Consider the following 15376-nt stretch of genomic DNA (forward strand, 5'->3'; position numbering starts at 1 on the left):
ACTACTCCGCGGCATGGCAAACCGCCTCGATATTGTTGCCGTCGGGATCGAAAACAAAAGCGCCATAATAGTTCGGATGGTAGTGCGGGCGCAGGCCCGGCCGGCCATTGTCCTTGCCGCCGGCGGCAATCGCCGCGGCGTGAAAGGCAACGACCTCGGCGCGGCTGCGAGCCGTGAAGGCGACATGCTGATGATCCTTCGGCTTGTCCTTGCCGGCATGCAGCCAAAACACCGGCCGGTCGCGGCCGTAGCCGCCGACCTTGGCGCCGCCGGTATATTCCTGCGGCACCATGTAGAGCAGCGAGGCGCCGAGCGGCGCCATCGCCTTGTCGTAAAAAGCCTTCGACGCGTCGAAATCCGAAACGGTGATGCCGAGATGATCGATCATCTTTTTACCTCCCAGGTGGTGATGCGTTCGCCGGTGACGGGGTCCTTGCCGTCCTTCAACTGGATGCCTTGCGTCAGCAACTCGTCGCGGATGCGGTCGGCCTCGGCCCAGTTCTTGGCGGCGATCAGCGCGAGGCGTTTGGCGATCGCCTTGGCAATGGCGTCTTCATCCACCTTGGCTGTTGCGATGTCGAAGCCGAGGAACAGAAGCGATGCCTTCAGTGAAGCGGCAGCATCGTTGTCTTCGGCGGCTGCGTTGCCGCTACCTGCGTTGAAATCAACAGCATCACCAGCCAACTGCGTCAGCAACTGGAATGCGGCGTAGGTGGCAAGGTCATCCGACAGCGCTTCGATCACATCCGCCGGCACCGGCTTTGCCGTCGGCGGCGCCAGATCGGCCGCCCGCTTCCATTTGCGCAGCGTATTCTCCGCCTCTTCCAGCTTGCGCACGGAAAAGTCGATCGGCTCGCGATAGTGCGTCATCAGCATCGCCAGCCTGAGCACCTCGCCCGGCCATTTGCGGCCGCCAAAGGTATCCGTCTCCAGCAATTCGGTGATCGAATAGAAATTGCCCAGGCTCTTGGACATCTTCTGGCCCTCGACCTGCAGGAAACCGTTGTGCATCCAAATCTTGGCCATCGTTTCGGTGCCGTGGGCGCAACGCGATTGCGCGATCTCGTTCTCGTGGTGCGGAAAGATCAGGTCGAGACCACCGCCATGGATATCGAACACCTCGCCGAGATAGGCGGCCGACATCGCCGAGCACTCGATGTGCCAGCCCGGCCGACCCCTGCCCCACGGGCTGTCCCAGCCCGGCTCCTCGGGCGAAGACAATTTCCACAGCACGAAATCCTGCGGGTTCTTCTTGTGCTCATCGACGGCGACGCGGGCGCCGGCCTGCTGCTCATCGAGATTGCGCTTCGACAACTGCCCATAATCCGGCATGGAAGCGGTGTCGAACAAGACTTCTCCAGCCGCGACATAGGCATGGCCGCGTTCGATCAAGCGTTGAATCAAGAAGATCATGTCGACCTTGCCGTCGGGCCTGGGCTCGACGAACTCGGTGGCGCGCGGCTCGACCGTCGGTTCCAGGCAACCGAGCGCCGCGACGTCCTTGTGGAACTGACCGGCGGTCTTTTCGGTGACCCGCCTGATCGCTTCGTTCAGCGACAGCTTGCCCGATGCAATTTCGCCGCCGAAATCGCGCAGCGCGCGAGCGTTGATCTTGTCGTCGACGTCCGTAATGTTGCGGACGTAAGTGACGTGCGCTTGCCCGTAGAGATGGCGCAGCAAGCGGAACAGCACGTCGAAGACGATCACCGGCCGCGCATTGCCGATATGGGCGAAGTCATAGACCGTCGGGCCGCAGACATACATGCGCACGTTGCGCGGATCGATCGGGAAGAAATCCTCCTTGCTCCGCGTTAGCGTGTTGTAGAGGCGCAGGCTCTTCGATGCGTCAGACATACGTGCGTTCCCGGTGCGTTACTTTGGCATGACCTTCTGGGATCGTGCTCTGGATGGAGTCGGTTACGCCGAGGCGCAAATCGGCTCCAGCCTGCTGGCCGGGGCGTTTGTCCAATCTGGGAGGAGATGAGGCGAAAACGTCCAGGACCAGCGCGAGGCTAGCCAATAATGCAAATGCCACAAATGGCGAAAGACGTTCTCATGGCCGGCTTTATCGCCTTGCCCGGTGTTGCCGTCAAGTCGCTACCTTCGCCAAAAATATCGTTGGCTCACAGGAATTGAGCCACTGAAACATTTTATTAAACAGGTCGGCACTGTGATGAAACATTCGCCGGCTAGATCAGCAAGCGTCACGATTTGGTCGGATTCGGCCAGCAAACGCAGACACGAAGACGTTACCAGGGAAGAGAACAATGCCTAAGCAAGAATCCAACCGCGCCAAGCAACCGGCGCTCGCCAGCCATTACCGGGCGATCGGCCCGGCAGCAATCGTCGCAGCTCTTCTGCACACCGCGAAGAAGAAGAAGCCGGCGCAAAAAATCGTTTCGCCGCGCGCTGCCTGAGAATGGCGTCGGGAAAGATTTGAGGCGCTCACGGCGAACCAGTAATAGTAGCTTTTGCTAAAATAAACTCATCTGACTGTCGTTCGCGCCGGACTTCTGGCGCTTGACCTTGTCGGGCTCAAGCTCGACGACGCCCTTCTCCTGAATCTCCGGCCCGGTATTGGCGACCTTGTTGACGAGGTCGGAAATCGGGATCGCTTCGAAGAAATCGAGCTGGGCGGGTCTCAGCAGATCGGCCACGTCGCGCGGCTCGAGCGTGCGGCAATCCAACCAGCGCGCGAAATCCTCGGGGTGGATCACTACCGGCATGCGGTCGTGGATATGGGCAGTATCGGCATTGGCGTGGGCGGTCAGAATAGCGCCGGTGTCCATTTCCGAGCCGCCCGGCTCAGCATAGGTCTCAATCAGCCCGGCGAAGGCGACAAGCCCGCCATGCCTTGGCCGCACCCAATAGGGCTGCCCTCTTCTGCCACCGGTTTGGTGCCATTCGTAGAATCCCGAAGCCGGTACCAGGGCGCGGCGATGGCGCATGGCAGCGCGAAACGACGCCTTTTCCGAAGCCCCCTCAGAACGCGCGTTGAACAGCAGCGGGAAGTTACGCGTATCCTTGACCCAGGCCGGGATCAGGCCCCAGCGCACCAGCATCGAGCGGCGGTCGGGCAGGTTCGAGCCCGGCGCCTGTGGCAATCCGGCGAACGCCATCAGCACCGGCTGCGTCGGCGCGATGTTGTAGCGGGCCGGAAACTCCTCAAGTTCCGCTAGGCTGAGAAAGGCGGCGGTCTGGTCCGGAGTGGCCGTCAAAGCAAAGCGTCCGCACATGAATTCAGCTCTCGAATTGGTGGCATGTGAAAGTGGCCATGGAATCCGCCTTTCGCAACCGCTAAAGCTGTTCGCCGGCGGCCGGTCCACAACGGGCTATGCCAATCGAGCGATCCGAAGCCCATGGAAGCACGCAAGATCATTCCGGCAGTCTCGGTCTGCGTCGTGCGCGAGAACACGGTGCTGCTGGTCAAGCGGGCCAGGCCGCCCTCGCAAGGTCTCCATGCCTTTCCCGGCGGCAAGGTCGAAGCCGGCGAGACGCTGGAACAGGCAGCACGGCGCGAATTGCTGGAAGAGACCGGATTGCAGGCGCGCAGCTACCGGCCGCTGCGGGAAATCCACATCGACGGCAGCGGCGACGGGCATCCGGTCGACTACTGGCTGACGGTGTTTGGGGCCGAGTATGCTGGCGGCGAGGCGGTGGCCAGCGACGATGCCGAGACCGCGGCTTTCTATACGCTGGCCGAAATGACAGCGATGCCGCTCGCCGATGCAGTGTTTGAAATTGCCGACGATCTACTCGGTCCCGACAAAGACGGCGAGATCTGAGCCAGAGAATCGCCTTGCAGGCGACAAATTGTTTCAGCACAAGGACCCATGAGCCGCACGTCTTCGTTTCTCGCCGCATGCCTCGCCGTCAGTGTGGTTGTCGGTGCGCGCCCGGCGATTGCCGCCGAAGCACCGTTCGAGCCCGGGCTGATGCGGCTGGCGGAAGTGCTCGGCTCGCTGCATTTCCTGCGTAATCTGTGTGGCGAGAAGGGCGATCGGTGGCGAGCCGAGATGGAAAAACTGATCGCATCGGAAAATCCGAACCCGGAGCGGCGCGCCCGCTTCATCGCCAGCTTCAACCGCGGTTACCGGTCGTTCGGCGGCACTTATACGCAATGCACCGCCTCGGCGACGGAAGCCATCAGCCGCTACATGAAGGAAGGCGAGACGCTGTCTCGCGACATCGCCTCGCGCTACGGAAACTGACGGCGGCAGCCGCTTTGCGGAAAAGCCGCATCAAGGGTCGGCGCCGTTGCGGCGGACGCGTTCGACGCTTCTCCGCTTGCCTCGAGTGAGGTCTTGGTGCAAACCTGATGTTGCACTTTTGCAACTATGTTAACGAAACGTTAGCGCGCAGATGTGAAATTAACTCAAACTGAAGGTTTCCGTCCCCTTGGCCTGCCTAATCGGCTAAGTTTGAAACGGATCGGACGCAGGTTTGCTGGACGCGACGGAAATTGTAGACGACGACCAAAAAAATGTCGCATTTACAAATACTTACTGCGCCTGCGTATAAAAGGGACAACTCAAGCTTGATCCCTGTCCAACGGATCACCGCTTGAAAGGGTGGACATCGCAATGGAACATGGCGTCAACGACATCGACGCGCTGGTCAGGGAAGAAAAGCGCCTGACCGCCGTGGAAAGCCACAGCGAAGCCTGGGCAGAAGGATTGTCGGCCGGGATCGAGCCGGAAATCATCGCCGAGGCGGCCCTCGAAACGGCATTCGGCGAAATGCTGCGCACCAATGGCGAGACCTCGGCGCTTGCCCTGCTCGATCGCATGCGTGAAAAGGTGATTGCCGGGGCCTTCGAGCCCGAAAGACTGCGTCACTGACCCCGGTTCTTTGACGACGGCGCGCCGCCGGACATCATGTCCGGGCACATGGATGGGCTGGAACCAGGGAGTAGCAGGCGGTGAATTTTTCGATATCAGGCAAGCCGCGCGGCCTGGTCCTCAGCATTTGGTTCACCGCTTCCTGCGCGATGATTCCTTCTGCACTGTTTCTTGCGAGCAGTCCCTCTCAAGCTCTCAGCGAGATCAAGCGCGAAGATCTTCCCTCACCGGTCACGCCGCCGCCCGACGCTGACATGTCGCCGCCCGGAAGTACCGTGCCGATGCCCGGCCCGCTCGGCACGACGCCACCACCGGCCAGCCAGCCGACGCCATCCGACGAGCCGGAACAAACCGAACCGAAAGGGCCGGCCAACGATGGCGGCATGGCCAATCCGCATGTCGATCCGGACGCGCCCGTGCCCGAAGTCGTCTACGACCTGGCAAAGTTGCCGGAACCGGTCAGGCGCATGCACGATCTGATAGTCGAGGCGTGCAAAAGCGGCGACATCGAAAAACTTCGGCCGCTGATCGGCACGGGAGACATGATGACCCAATTGTCGCTGGGCGACATCGAGGGCGACCCGATCGCCTTCCTGAAGGGCCTTTCGGGCGATACGGAAGGCCAGGAGATCCTCGCCATCCTGGAAGAAGTGCTCAGTGCCGGTTTTGTCCATGTCGATGCCGGCACGCCGCAGGATCTCTATGTCTGGCCCTATTTCTTCGCCCTGCCGCTGGACAAGCTCGACGCCAGACAACGGGTCGAGCTGTTCAAGATCGTCACCGCCAGCGACTATGACGACATGAAGCAGTTCGGTGCCTACATTTTCTACCGCGTCGGCATCACGCCGACCGGACAATGGACGTTCTTCGTCGCCGGCGATTGAGTGGCTAAGCATGGTCTCTTGGAGACAGGAGCTTAGCCCGCCAACGCCTCGGAAAACTCCACCGCCCTACCCTGGCCCGGCGTGACGATCTCGCCTTCCCACATCACGCGCCGGCCGCGCACGATGGTGCCGACCGGCCAGCCGGTCACCTGCCTGCCGTCATAAGGCGTCCAGCCGGCCTTGGAGCCTTGCTGGGCGTTGGCGATGGTCTCGCGGCGCTTCAGATCGACGATGGTCAGATCGGCATCGTAGCCGGCGGCAATGCGGCCTTTCCTGGCGATGCCGAATATGCGTTGCGGGCCGTGGCTGGTCAGGTCGACAAAGCGCTGCAACGTCAGCCGGCCGGCGTTGACATGATCCAACATGATCGGCACCAACGTCTGCACCCCGGTCATGCCGGACGGCGACGCCGGATAAGGCTTTGCCTTCTCGGCCAGCGTGTGCGGCGCATGGTCGGAGCCGAGCACATCAACGATGCCTTGCGCAACGCCGTACCAGACCCCGTCGCGATGGCGCGTGGCGCGCACCGGCGGGTTCATCTGGATCAGGGTGCCCAACTGCGCATAATCATCGGCGCTCAGCGTCAGATGATGCGGCGTCGCCTCGCAGGTCGCGACATCCTTGTGCTGTTCGAGGAAGCCTACCTCCTCGGCGGTCGAGATGTGCAGCACATGGATCCGGGCGCGGACCTGGCGCGCGATTCGCACAAGGCGCTCCGTGCAGCGCAACGCAGCGATCTCGTCGCGCCACACCGGATGTGAGGACGGATCGCCCGCGATGCGCTCGCCAAGCCGCTCGCGCAGCCGGAACTCGTCCTCGGAGTGAAAGGCGGCGCGGCGGCGTGTGTTCCTCAGGATCGAGGCAACGCCTTCGTCGTCCTCGACCAGCAGGTCGCCGGTGGACGAGCCCATGAAAACTTTTATGCCGGCCGCACCAGGCAGCCGCTCGAGATCGCCAGCGTCTTTTGCATTGTCGCGGGTCCCGCCGACCCAGAAGGCAAAGTCGCAATGCATGCGGCCGGTGGCACGCCGCACCTTGTCGGCAAGGGTTGCCTCACTGGTGGTCAGCGGATTGGTGTTCGGCATCTCGAAGACGGCGGTGACGCCGCCGAGCACCGCTGCCCGCGAGCCCGTCTCCAGATCTTCCTTGTGCTCCAGGCCCGGCTCGCGGAAATGCACCTGGCTGTCGACGACGCCCGGCAGGATGTGCAGCCCACGGCAGTCGATCGTCTCACCGGCCGACGCCTGGCGGAGGTCGCCGATGGCAGCGATGCGCCCACCATTGATGCCGACGTCGCGAAAACCCTGGCCGTCGTGATTGACCACGGTGCCGCCTGTCAGGATGAGATCGTAGATGGGGGCCATACGGATCCGGTCTCTTGCGGGGGAAGTGCCAGCGGCTTACGTAATGGCCGATAGTTTTGCAAGATCAGGCTCGTTTTCCCACCATGCCCTTTGCCCCGCTCAGAGATCGCGCACTCGTTTCCGTGTCCGGGCCGGATGCCGAGCACTTTTTACAGAACATCCTGACCACCGACCTCGACGTGCTCGGCAGCAGCGAAGCAAAGCCCGGCGCGCTGCTAACGCCGCAAGGCAAGATCCTTTTCGACTTCCTGATCTCGCGCGCCGGCGAAAATGCTTTCCGACTTGAATGCCGTACCGAGACCGCCGATGATTTCATGCGCCGGCTGACGCTCTACAAATTGCGCGCCAAAGTCGAAATTGCCAAGCTGGATCAGCCGGTTGTGGCCGTCGCATGGGGAAGCGATTCAACCACTTCGCAATTTGAATCAGCACCGTTTGCTGATGCGCGGTTTGTCGATACTGCCGTCAAGCGCTTCTACGATGACACCGCAGATGGCGGCGACCTTGCCGCATGGCAAGCCTTTCGCATCGCCCATGGCATTGCCGAAAGCGGTGCGGACTACCAATTCGGCGACGCTTTTCCGCATGACGTGCTGCTCGACGAGATCGGCGGTGTCGGCTTCAAGAAAGGCTGCTACGTCGGCCAGGAGGTCGTCTCGCGCATGCAGCATCGAGGCACTGCCAGGCGTCGGGTGTTGATTGTCTCGGCCGAACGCACCCTGCCCACTTCGCGCGCAGAGTTGACCGTGGAGGGGCGACCGGTCGGCACGCTTGGCTCGACCGCGGCCAGGACAGGCCTTGCCATTGCCCGCATCGACCGGGTCAAGGCAGCGCTCGACGCCGGCCTGCCGATCCTGGCGGAGGATGTCGCCGTGTCGCTCGCTATCCCGTCCTGGGCGAAATTCAGCTTTCCGCAGGAAGCCATCGGCGCGGAGGATGCCTGATGGCTGCCGATCGCGCCGGGGCGCCGCCGCGCGCCTGGCAGCGCATGCTGTCCGGCCGACGGCTCGATCTGCTCGATCCCTCGCCGCTCGACATCGAGATCTCCGATATTGCCCATGGCCTTGCCCGCGTCGCACGCTGGAACGGCCAGACCAGAGGCGAGCACGCCTTTTCTGTCGCCCAGCATTCGCTGCTGGTCGAAACGCTTGTCGGCGAGCTGATGCCGGATGCCGACGCCGACGCGCGGTTGGCGGCGCTGCTGCACGACGCGCCGGAATATGTCATCGGCGACATGATCTCGCCGTTCAAATCCGTGATGGGCGGCAGCTACAGGGATTGCGAGATCAGGCTGCAGCGCGCCATCCATCTGCGCTTTTCACTGCCGGCCGAACTCGACGCGGGACTGCGCAAGGAGATCAAGCGAGCGGATCAGATCGCCGCTTATTTCGAAGCAACGCTGCTTGCGGGTTTTTCGACGGCAGAGGCGACGGAGTTCTTCGGCAGGCCGCGCGGCTTCAACGCCGAGCGCTTCGACGTCACGCCGCGCTCGGTGACTTGGGCGCAGAATGCCTTTCTCAAACGCTTTGCGGCGATCGAAAAGTCGCGACGCCAGACTGCCGTTCCAGCCGGCTGAAAACGGTAAATTAACCGGCAGGGACAACAGTGCCATGGTTAACCATGGTCCATAGGCTTGCCTCATGCCCGTTGCCGGTATCAAGGCTGGTTCGTCCGTCCGCCGACAGAGGGCCAAAGGCGTTGGTCAGCCGCAACCTATTGAAGACGAGCTGCGCGAACAGAACGAGCGTTTTTCGGCAGCGGTCGAGAACATGTCGCATGGCCTGTGCATGTTCGATGCCGATGAACGGATGATCATCTGCAACAGGAACTACATCAGTATCTTTCGCCTCGACGCCGAAGTGGTGCGGCCCGGCATCCGGTTTTTCGACATCCTCCAGCACAGCGTGGATATCGGCATCGCCTCGCAAAGCGCTGAGCAACTCTATGCCATCCGCAAGCCATATATCGACCAGGCAAAACCTTCCACCTATGAGGAAACGCTTGCAGACGGGCGTATCGTCAACATTTCGCACCGGCCGCTGGCGTCAGGCGGTTGGGTATCGATCTACGAGGACATCACCGAGCAACGGCGCGCCGAGCAGGAGTTGAAGGAGCAGCACCGCCGTTTCGACGCGGCACTTGCCAACATGTCGCAAGGCCTTTTGATGTACGATGCGGATGGCAAGCTGATCGTGCGCAACGAACGTTTCCTGGAACTTTATCATGTCAGCCCGGCCGACTTCCCGCTTGGTATGAGCCACCGTGATGCGTTCAAGCGGCTGCTGGAACTGGGCATTTATACAAAGCTCGACCCCGACAGCGAAATCTCGCAAATCGAAGCCTGCCTGCGGGCGGGGAAAACACACGTAACGCATCGCCATCTCGCTGATGGCAGAACGCTGCTGGTTGCGCGCCGGCCGATGAGCGGCGGCGGCTGGGTCGCGACGTTCGACGACGTGACCGAGCGCAGGCGCGTGGAAGAGCGCATGACCCATCTTGCGCACCACGACACACTGACCAACCTGCCCAATCGCTCGATGCTTCGCGAACGGCTCGACCAAGCCCTGAGTGAGACGAGAGACGGATCGCTGGCGATATTCTCGCTCGACCTCGATCACTTCAAGGCAGTCAACGACACTTGGGGCCATCCTTCCGGCGACTGGCTGCTGAAATGCGTGGCCGAACGGCTGCAACGGTGCCTGCGCAATGAAACGGACGTTGTCTCCCGCTTCGGCGGCGACGAATTCGTCATCATCCAGTTCAATCTCAAAAGCCCGGGCGACGCGGAAAAGCTGGCCAAACGCATCGTCGAGATCATCGGAAAGCCGTTTCGCGACAAAAGACACGACATGCGTGTCGGCATCAGTCTCGGCATCGCGCTGTTTCCGAATGACGGCAAGGACGCCGACACTTTGCTGAAAAATGCCGATATGGCGCTCTATCGGGCAAAGAGCGAAGGGCGCAACCTGTACCGCTTCTTCGAACCAGCCATGGACGCGATGGTGCGGGCACGCCGGGCGCTCGAAATCGATCTCAGGGCAGCGCTGTCGCGCCGGGAATTCGAGCTGGATTTCCAGCCGATCATGAACATCGCCTCCGGCGAAATCGTCGGTGCCGAAGCCTTGATGCGCTGGCGTTCGCCGGTGCGCGGCCTGGTACGGCCGGACGACTTCATTCCGGCCGCCGAGGAGACCGGGCTGATCGTGCCGCTTGGAGAATGGGCGCTGCGAAAAGCCTGCACGACCGCGGCAGGCTGGGCGGCTTGGCGCATCGCCGTCAATGTCTCCGCCGTACAGATCAAAAGCGGTACCTTTGCCCGCAGCGTTATCTCGGCCCTGGCGTTCTCGGGCGTGCCGGCCAACCGGCTTGAACTGGAAATCACCGAAACGGTGCTGATGGACGAGAGCGATCTGGTGCTCAAGACACTCAGGCAGCTACGCGATCTGGGCGTCCGCATCGCGCTGGATGATTTCGGCACCGGCTATTCGTCGCTGGGCTACCTCAGGCGCTTTCCCGTCGACAAGATCAAGATCGATCGCTCTTTCACCCGTGACATCGACAGTCGCGATACCGCGGCGATCGTGCGCACCATCATCGGGCTTGGCGCACAGCTGGGCATCACCGTCACCGCCGAAGGTGTCGAGACCGAAGCGCAGCTTGAATTCCTGCAAAAGGAGGGTTGTGTCGAGGCCCAAGGCTATTTGATCGGGGTGCCGTCAAAGGCGTCGGACATTAATCGGCTGCTGAAGTCGAGCGCGACGATCCGGCAGTCCGGCTAAGTGCGACAGTCTCGCGGAAGCGCGGGCAACCGGGTTAGATCTCCTTGGGATGACACTCGATCCGCGTGTTAATTCCTTGATAGAAGAAGGCGGCATTCAGCTGTGGCGAACCAGGAGGTTCCCAACGGGTCAGAGATGTCCGCTCAATGCCTCCACCATATCCTTGTTCGTCGCCACGGGAACGATCTCGAATTCGACCAGATCCGCCCATTCGATGACCCACCGCTGCAGGAGTGTGACGTCATCGGCCTCCACCACCAGGAAGCAGCGGCTCATATCCGCTGCGATCCAGCTGTGGTGCACGAGAAGCGCGTCCGGCTTCAGGCGGCCCTGGTCGCGGAAACGGCGGTAGATCTCCTTGCGGTCGCAGCCGCGAAAATCCTCGGTTACGAAGAACAGCATCTTTTTCCCCTCAGTTCGGATATTATCGCCCCGGCCGGTCCAGCCGCTCCAGGAACCACTGCGTCAGCCGCACCCAGACCTCGTCTTTTTCGCCGGAGTCTTCCCAGCCGTGGTCGAGGTTGGGGTTGTCGTTGACCTCGATGACGAAGACGCCGTCCCTGGTTTCCTTGAGGTCGACGCCGTAGAGGCCGTCGCCAATGCAGCGCGCCGCGCTCACCGCCGTCTCGACGACATGGGCCGGTGCTTCCTTCAGGGTGAAGGTCTTGATGCCGCCCTGGTCGGGCTTGCCGTTGGCCTTATGATTGACGATCTGCCAATGTTTCTTGGCCATCAGATAATGGACGGCGAACAAGGGCTGGCCGCCGAGGACACCGACGCGCCAGTCATATTCCGTCGGAATGAATTTTTGCGCGATCAGGAGGTCGGAATCCTCCAGCCATTCGGTTGCGAGCGTCTTCAACTCTTCAAAGGTGCCGCATTTCTTGACGCCGCGCGAAAACGAGGAGTCCGGGATCTTCAGCACCAGCGGGAAGCCCAGCGTCTGCGCCGCAACTTCCAGGTCCGAAGTGCCAGCAATCATCACCGTCGGCGGCACCGGTACCTTGTTGTAGGTCATCAGCTCGTTGAGATAGACCTTGTTGGTGCAGCGGATCATCGACAGCGGATCGTCGATGACCGGCATGCCTTCCTGCTGGGCGCGGCGGGCAAAGCGGTAGGTGTGGTTGGAGATCGAAGTGGTCTCGCGGATGAACAGCGCGTCGTAGTTGGCGAGCTTGGCCAGATCCCGCTTGGTGATCGGCTCGATTTCGACGCCCATCTTTTCAGCGATCTTGGCCCAGTGGCGCAGCGACGAAATCTCCGACGGCGGCAGTTCCTCATGCGGATCGACCAGCGTTGCGAAAGTGTAGCGCGCCGGCGTGCGGCCCTTGGTGTCGCGCCACTCGCGGTTGGTGTAGGTCTCCAGGCACTGGAGAAAGTGCGTTTCCTCGTCCTCGGTCATCCTGGCCAGGGGATGGAACCCGATCTTGCGAATCGAGGCCCATTCGGCGCTGTCCCTGATGTGGACCTCGAGTGCCGGGGCACGGAACCAGTCGAACAGAAGTTTTGCGAAGCGGTCCCAGATCCTGGACGGTCCGATGCCGAAGAAGATGCAGGCCTTCTGCGGGAAAGCGCCGCCCAGATCCTTGCGGCACTTGTTGAGTGCGAGTTCGAGTTCCGGCAACGCGTGCTCATAGAGCTTGCGCTCCGACAGATCGATCATTGTTTCGACCGTCGGGATGACCTTATGGCCACGCGAACCCGCGAGCAGCGAGGCGTAGTAGCCGCGGCTCTGGTAGCCGTAATTGTTCGACAGGTTGATTACCTTCGGCCGCTGACCGCGAAAGAGTGCCGGATGGGCAAGGTAGTCGCGATTGGTGATGATCTTGTGCGGCGTCGCCACTTGGTCGAGATCGTTCTGCCGGCCGGTAAGGATGACCCAGGTCATTGGCTGTCGCGCTTTCCGAGAGTGATGGCGGCGCGCAATCCGTCGCGGCCGAATTGCGCCATGTTCATGAAGATGCCGTAAGGCACGGGAATGTTGGCAGCATCGAGGATCGTCTCCTGCCGCTCGTCCTCGACCCAAGGGTCGTGGATCAGGATATGATCGCCGTCGTCACCGATGGCCAATACCCAGTGCGGAACCTTCTTGCCGAACATCAGGAAGCCGCTGATCAGGACCAGTACCAGTTTTCCCTCTGCGATCGCGGTGCGAATGTCGTCAAGCCCGAATGAACGGTAATTCACCGGGATGCCGTAAAGTTCCGCGCGGCGGCGAAAGTCGACCTGCGCCAGCTCCATCACCCGGCGCTTGTCCTCGCTGCGCACCGACTGCAGGAACAGCGCGCCGTAGAAGGAGACATAGATCTCAGCAGCAAGCCCGCTCTCATAGCCGGCGACGGCCAGCCCGAACGGTTCGCAGCCGCCCGGCCCCGACATCATGAAAACGGTCGTCGCCTCACGCCACAGCCTGATTTCCATAACCGGATCCGGCACGAATCCGGGGTCGAAGTTAGCCATCGCCATCATCAGGCAGCATGGTCCGCAGGTGAATTCGCAAGTCTGCTGATAAAACGGCACTTCGGTGGCGACCGGAATGTCGCCGCGCAAGGTCTTTTCATAGCGCAGCGCAGTGGCGCCATCCTCGTAGTAGCCCGGTTCGCGACCGATCTTGCGGTAGCCGCTCTGCTCGTAGATCTGGATGGCGCGCGGGTTGTCCTCGCGGACTTCCAAACGAAGCATCATGCGGCCATGCTCGAAAGCGGCGGCTTCAGCCTGTTCCAGCAGCAGGCGGCCAACGCCGCGGCCGCCGAAAAATGGACCGACGGCGATCGAATAAAGCCGCGCGACGCCGCTGCCCTTGCGAAACAGCACGACCGCATAGCCGGCGACGTGGCCATCGTTCTCGCCAACCAGCAGTTCGGCGGTGTCGCGTTCGATCAGTTGGCGAAAAGAGCGGCGAGAAATGCGGTCGCTCGAGAAAACAGCTTTTTCGATGGCGGCGAGGTCATCGACGTCGGACGCGCGGGCCTTGCGAATCTCGGCAGGCATGCGGGCTCAGAAAACCTCGATTGGGTTGTGGAAACTGCCCTAGTCTAAACATCGGTCACACCAGCCGAAGTGCCAGCATTCAGCAAGCGCTATCGCACCTCGATTAGGGCCGAATTGTGACAGTTTTCAAGGCAGGCAGGTCGCGCAAAGGCTTTGAAACGACCTTCGTGTTTCGGCATCGGCGCGGCTCCGGAAAAACGAGATCCTGCTCAGCTTTTCAAGCCCGCCAGAAGCTGGCCATAGGCGCTCTTGGCCACTGCGGCCAGCTGCTCGCGCGGCAGCGATCCGACGACGGCGCAGCCATAACCCTTGTCCAGCCAGTAGACGGCCTCAGGACCATCTTCTTCCCCATAAGTGCCCTTGGCCTTGGCTGCCGATTCGGCGATGACGAAGAGCGAAATGCGCTCGCCCTTGTCGTCCTCGTAAAGCAGCATCGCGGCCTTGCCCTGGCCGGCAGGCAGCAGCCGGCCACCGACCAGTTGGAAACCTTGCGCCGCCAGATCCGGTGCGACGAGCTTCAAACCCACCTGGTTCGACAACCAGCTCTGCAAATGATCCTTGTCGCTTGCCGGCACTTCCACCGCATGCCGCTTTTCGGCGGCATAGATGACATGGGCGGCGATCGCCTCTTCGGCAAGCTGGTCTTCGGCCGTGTTTTCCAGGCCGAGGCGGCCGATGCCGGCAAGGTAGCCGCCAGCGCCGCCAATCACCAGGATGGCGGCAGCGGCGGCCGCAAGCCACCAACGCGAGCGCGATGGCGACACTCTGACCACCGGCGCCTCGCCAACCACCACCTTGGTCAGCCGCACCGGGACGGGCTCGTCCAGCACGCCGTTAAAGGCTGCGCGCAACGCTGCCCGGTCGGCGGCGTAGCGTGCGCTCCTGGCCTTCATCTCGGCATTGGCCTCGAGCCATGCCTCATAGGCCGTCCGCTCATCGCCCGGCAACTCGCCATCGAGAGCCATGTGGATGTCGCGTTCGGAGAAATCGCGTCGGCTCATTTCTCGACGATCCTTATCGACCGGCGGCGCGCGGTATCATCAAGCAGCGCGCGCAGTTCCTCGCGCCCGCGCGCGATGCGCGACATCAAGGTGCCGGCGGGAACCCCAAGGATGTTGGCGGCTTCGGCGTAGGAAAACCCTTCGATGGCGACCATCACAAGTGCCGCGCGCCGGTCAGGGCTGATCGCCTGCAGCGCGTCGACGATCTCGCGCGAGGCGATGCTCTCGACCTGCTCGGCGGGTGCTGCCTGCGCCTCGCTCGCCTCGAGCGGCAGCATCGCTGCCTCGCCGCGCCGGTTCACCTTGCGCATCTGGTCGATGAACAAATGATGCATGATCGTAAACAGCCACCTCCTGGGGCTTTCTCCTGTCTGCCAATTGTCGAGCCGCACAAGTGCCCGCTCGAGACAATCCTGGACGAGATCGTCAGCGGAATCGCGGTCGCGCAACAGCGAGCGTGCATAGCGGCGCAGACGCGGTATTTCACCAAGGATTGCTGCCTTCTTTTCGTCCATG

General features: G+C 61.9%; 17 protein-coding genes. 8 read left to right on the forward strand and 9 right to left on the reverse strand.

All coding sequences use genetic code 11. The annotated features are described in order from the left end of the window. Window position 1: 1 nt before the first annotated feature. Complete coding sequence (locus tag NKH59_RS08280) at window positions 2-388, reverse strand: VOC family protein (RefSeq protein ID WP_352835475.1); 387 nt, start codon at window positions 386-388, stop codon at window positions 2-4. Continuing rightward, entirely contained in the window at window positions 385-1854 is a 1470-nt protein-coding gene (gene cysS, locus NKH59_RS08285) for a cysteine--tRNA ligase (RefSeq protein ID WP_352615885.1), read from the reverse strand. Before cysS ends, NKH59_RS08280 begins: the two co-directional genes overlap by 4 nt. A 413-nt stretch (window positions 1855-2267) precedes the next feature. On the opposite strand from cysS, the gene NKH59_RS08290 reads away from it, so the two are divergent. Further along, window positions 2268-2417, forward strand: a complete 150-nt coding sequence (locus NKH59_RS08290) for a hypothetical protein (protein ID WP_023677745.1) — start codon at window positions 2268-2270, stop codon at window positions 2415-2417. 57 nt (window positions 2418-2474) lie between these two features. Here NKH59_RS08290 and NKH59_RS08295 read toward each other — a convergent pair whose 3' ends face one another. Next, complete coding sequence (locus tag NKH59_RS08295) at window positions 2475-3236, reverse strand: SOS response-associated peptidase (protein ID WP_352927431.1); 762 nt, start codon at window positions 3234-3236, stop codon at window positions 2475-2477. A gap of 123 nt (window positions 3237-3359) precedes the next feature. Here NKH59_RS08295 and NKH59_RS08300 point away from each other — a divergent pair, with 123 nt between their 5' ends. The 4 genes from NKH59_RS08300 to NKH59_RS08315 all read left to right on the forward strand — a co-directional run bounded on the left by NKH59_RS08300 (window position 3360) and on the right by NKH59_RS08315 (window position 5725). Beyond that, window positions 3360-3785 (forward strand): NUDIX hydrolase, encoded by a 426-nt coding sequence (locus tag NKH59_RS08300; RefSeq protein ID WP_352540784.1) that lies wholly within the window; start codon window positions 3360-3362, stop codon window positions 3783-3785. Between the two features lie 48 nt (window positions 3786-3833). Then, a complete protein-coding gene (locus NKH59_RS08305) occupies window positions 3834-4211 on the forward strand; it encodes a TIGR02301 family protein (RefSeq protein ID WP_023677748.1) in 378 nt (125 codons plus the stop codon). 372 nt (window positions 4212-4583) lie between these two features. Continuing rightward, a complete protein-coding gene (locus NKH59_RS08310) occupies window positions 4584-4841 on the forward strand; it encodes a hypothetical protein (RefSeq protein WP_023677749.1) in 258 nt (85 codons plus the stop codon). Between the two features lie 80 nt (window positions 4842-4921). After that, on the forward strand, window positions 4922-5725 hold the full coding sequence (locus NKH59_RS08315) for a hypothetical protein (protein WP_352820920.1): 804 nt from the start codon (window positions 4922-4924) through the stop codon (window positions 5723-5725). Window positions 5726-5757: 32 nt separating this feature from the next. Here the strand turns inward: NKH59_RS08315 and NKH59_RS08320 are convergent, their stop codons facing one another. Next, on the reverse strand, window positions 5758-7089 hold the full coding sequence (locus NKH59_RS08320; RefSeq protein WP_353021491.1) for a dihydroorotase: 1332 nt from the start codon (window positions 7087-7089) through the stop codon (window positions 5758-5760). 83 nt (window positions 7090-7172) lie between these two features. Between NKH59_RS08320 and ygfZ the strand changes: the two genes are divergently transcribed. From ygfZ to NKH59_RS08335, 3 genes are all read left to right on the forward strand, one after another. After that, window positions 7173-8033, forward strand: a complete 861-nt coding sequence (gene ygfZ / locus NKH59_RS08325) for a CAF17-like 4Fe-4S cluster assembly/insertion protein YgfZ (RefSeq protein WP_353021494.1) — start codon at window positions 7173-7175, stop codon at window positions 8031-8033. Continuing rightward, complete coding sequence (locus NKH59_RS08330) at window positions 8033-8665, forward strand: YfbR-like 5'-deoxynucleotidase (protein ID WP_023719870.1); 633 nt, start codon at window positions 8033-8035, stop codon at window positions 8663-8665. The genes ygfZ and NKH59_RS08330 overlap by 1 nt, the downstream gene beginning before the upstream one ends. A gap of 64 nt (window positions 8666-8729) precedes the next feature. Next, window positions 8730-10868, forward strand: a complete 2139-nt coding sequence (locus tag NKH59_RS08335; protein WP_353021496.1) for a putative bifunctional diguanylate cyclase/phosphodiesterase — start codon at window positions 8730-8732, stop codon at window positions 10866-10868. Between the two features lie 129 nt (window positions 10869-10997). Here NKH59_RS08335 and NKH59_RS08340 read toward each other — a convergent pair whose 3' ends face one another. From NKH59_RS08340 to NKH59_RS08360, 5 genes are all read right to left on the reverse strand, one after another. Then, complete coding sequence (locus NKH59_RS08340) at window positions 10998-11270, reverse strand: DUF3303 domain-containing protein (RefSeq protein WP_352833230.1); 273 nt, start codon at window positions 11268-11270, stop codon at window positions 10998-11000. A 22-nt stretch (window positions 11271-11292) separates the two neighbouring features. Further along, window positions 11293-12756 carry a RimK family ATP-grasp domain-containing protein gene (locus tag NKH59_RS08345; RefSeq protein WP_352490911.1) on the reverse strand — a complete coding sequence of 488 codons (1464 nt, stop codon included), beginning with the start codon at window positions 12754-12756 and terminating at the stop codon, window positions 11293-11295. Next, the gene (locus tag NKH59_RS08350) at window positions 12753-13859 is read right to left on the reverse strand and encodes a peptidase C39 family protein (protein WP_352833224.1); all 1107 of its coding nucleotides are present in this window, start codon (window positions 13857-13859) and stop codon (window positions 12753-12755) included. The genes NKH59_RS08345 and NKH59_RS08350 overlap by 4 nt, the downstream gene beginning before the upstream one ends. Before the next feature lie 209 nt (window positions 13860-14068). Further along, complete coding sequence (locus NKH59_RS08355) at window positions 14069-14860, reverse strand: anti-sigma factor family protein (protein ID WP_353021500.1); 792 nt, start codon at window positions 14858-14860, stop codon at window positions 14069-14071. Beyond that, on the reverse strand, window positions 14857-15375 hold the full coding sequence (locus NKH59_RS08360; protein ID WP_023719875.1) for a sigma-70 family RNA polymerase sigma factor: 519 nt from the start codon (window positions 15373-15375) through the stop codon (window positions 14857-14859). Before NKH59_RS08360 ends, NKH59_RS08355 begins: the two co-directional genes overlap by 4 nt. Window position 15376: the final 1 nt, after the last annotated feature.

Source organism: Mesorhizobium sp. M0998, from assembly GCF_040318885.1.
In the GTDB taxonomy this organism is placed as follows: domain Bacteria; phylum Pseudomonadota; class Alphaproteobacteria; order Rhizobiales; family Rhizobiaceae; genus Mesorhizobium.

Coding starts and splice junctions, on each gene's coding strand:
- NKH59_RS08280 (WP_352835475.1), bottom strand. CDS start 388: ATGATCGATCATCTCGGCATCACCGTTTCGGATTTCGACGCGTCGAAG.
- cysS (WP_352615885.1), bottom strand. CDS start 1,854: ATGTCTGACGCATCGAAGAGCCTGCGCCTCTACAACACGCTAACGCGG.
- NKH59_RS08290 (WP_023677745.1), top strand. CDS start 2,268: ATGCCTAAGCAAGAATCCAACCGCGCCAAGCAACCGGCGCTCGCCAGC.
- NKH59_RS08295 (WP_352927431.1), bottom strand. CDS start 3,236: ATGTGCGGACGCTTTGCTTTGACGGCCACTCCGGACCAGACCGCCGCC.
- NKH59_RS08300 (WP_352540784.1), top strand. CDS start 3,360: ATGGAAGCACGCAAGATCATTCCGGCAGTCTCGGTCTGCGTCGTGCGC.
- NKH59_RS08305 (WP_023677748.1), top strand. CDS start 3,834: ATGAGCCGCACGTCTTCGTTTCTCGCCGCATGCCTCGCCGTCAGTGTG.
- NKH59_RS08310 (WP_023677749.1), top strand. CDS start 4,584: ATGGAACATGGCGTCAACGACATCGACGCGCTGGTCAGGGAAGAAAAG.
- NKH59_RS08320 (WP_353021491.1), bottom strand. CDS start 7,089: ATGGCCCCCATCTACGATCTCATCCTGACAGGCGGCACCGTGGTCAAT.
- ygfZ (WP_353021494.1), top strand. CDS start 7,173: ATGCCCTTTGCCCCGCTCAGAGATCGCGCACTCGTTTCCGTGTCCGGG.
- NKH59_RS08330 (WP_023719870.1), top strand. CDS start 8,033: ATGGCTGCCGATCGCGCCGGGGCGCCGCCGCGCGCCTGGCAGCGCATG.
- NKH59_RS08335 (WP_353021496.1), top strand. CDS start 8,730: ATGCCCGTTGCCGGTATCAAGGCTGGTTCGTCCGTCCGCCGACAGAGG.
- NKH59_RS08340 (WP_352833230.1), bottom strand. CDS start 11,270: ATGCTGTTCTTCGTAACCGAGGATTTTCGCGGCTGCGACCGCAAGGAG.
- NKH59_RS08345 (WP_352490911.1), bottom strand. CDS start 12,756: ATGACCTGGGTCATCCTTACCGGCCGGCAGAACGATCTCGACCAAGTG.
- NKH59_RS08350 (WP_352833224.1), bottom strand. CDS start 13,859: ATGCCTGCCGAGATTCGCAAGGCCCGCGCGTCCGACGTCGATGACCTC.
- NKH59_RS08355 (WP_353021500.1), bottom strand. CDS start 14,860: ATGAGCCGACGCGATTTCTCCGAACGCGACATCCACATGGCTCTCGAT.
- NKH59_RS08360 (WP_023719875.1), bottom strand. CDS start 15,375: ATGGACGAAAAGAAGGCAGCAATCCTTGGTGAAATACCGCGTCTGCGC.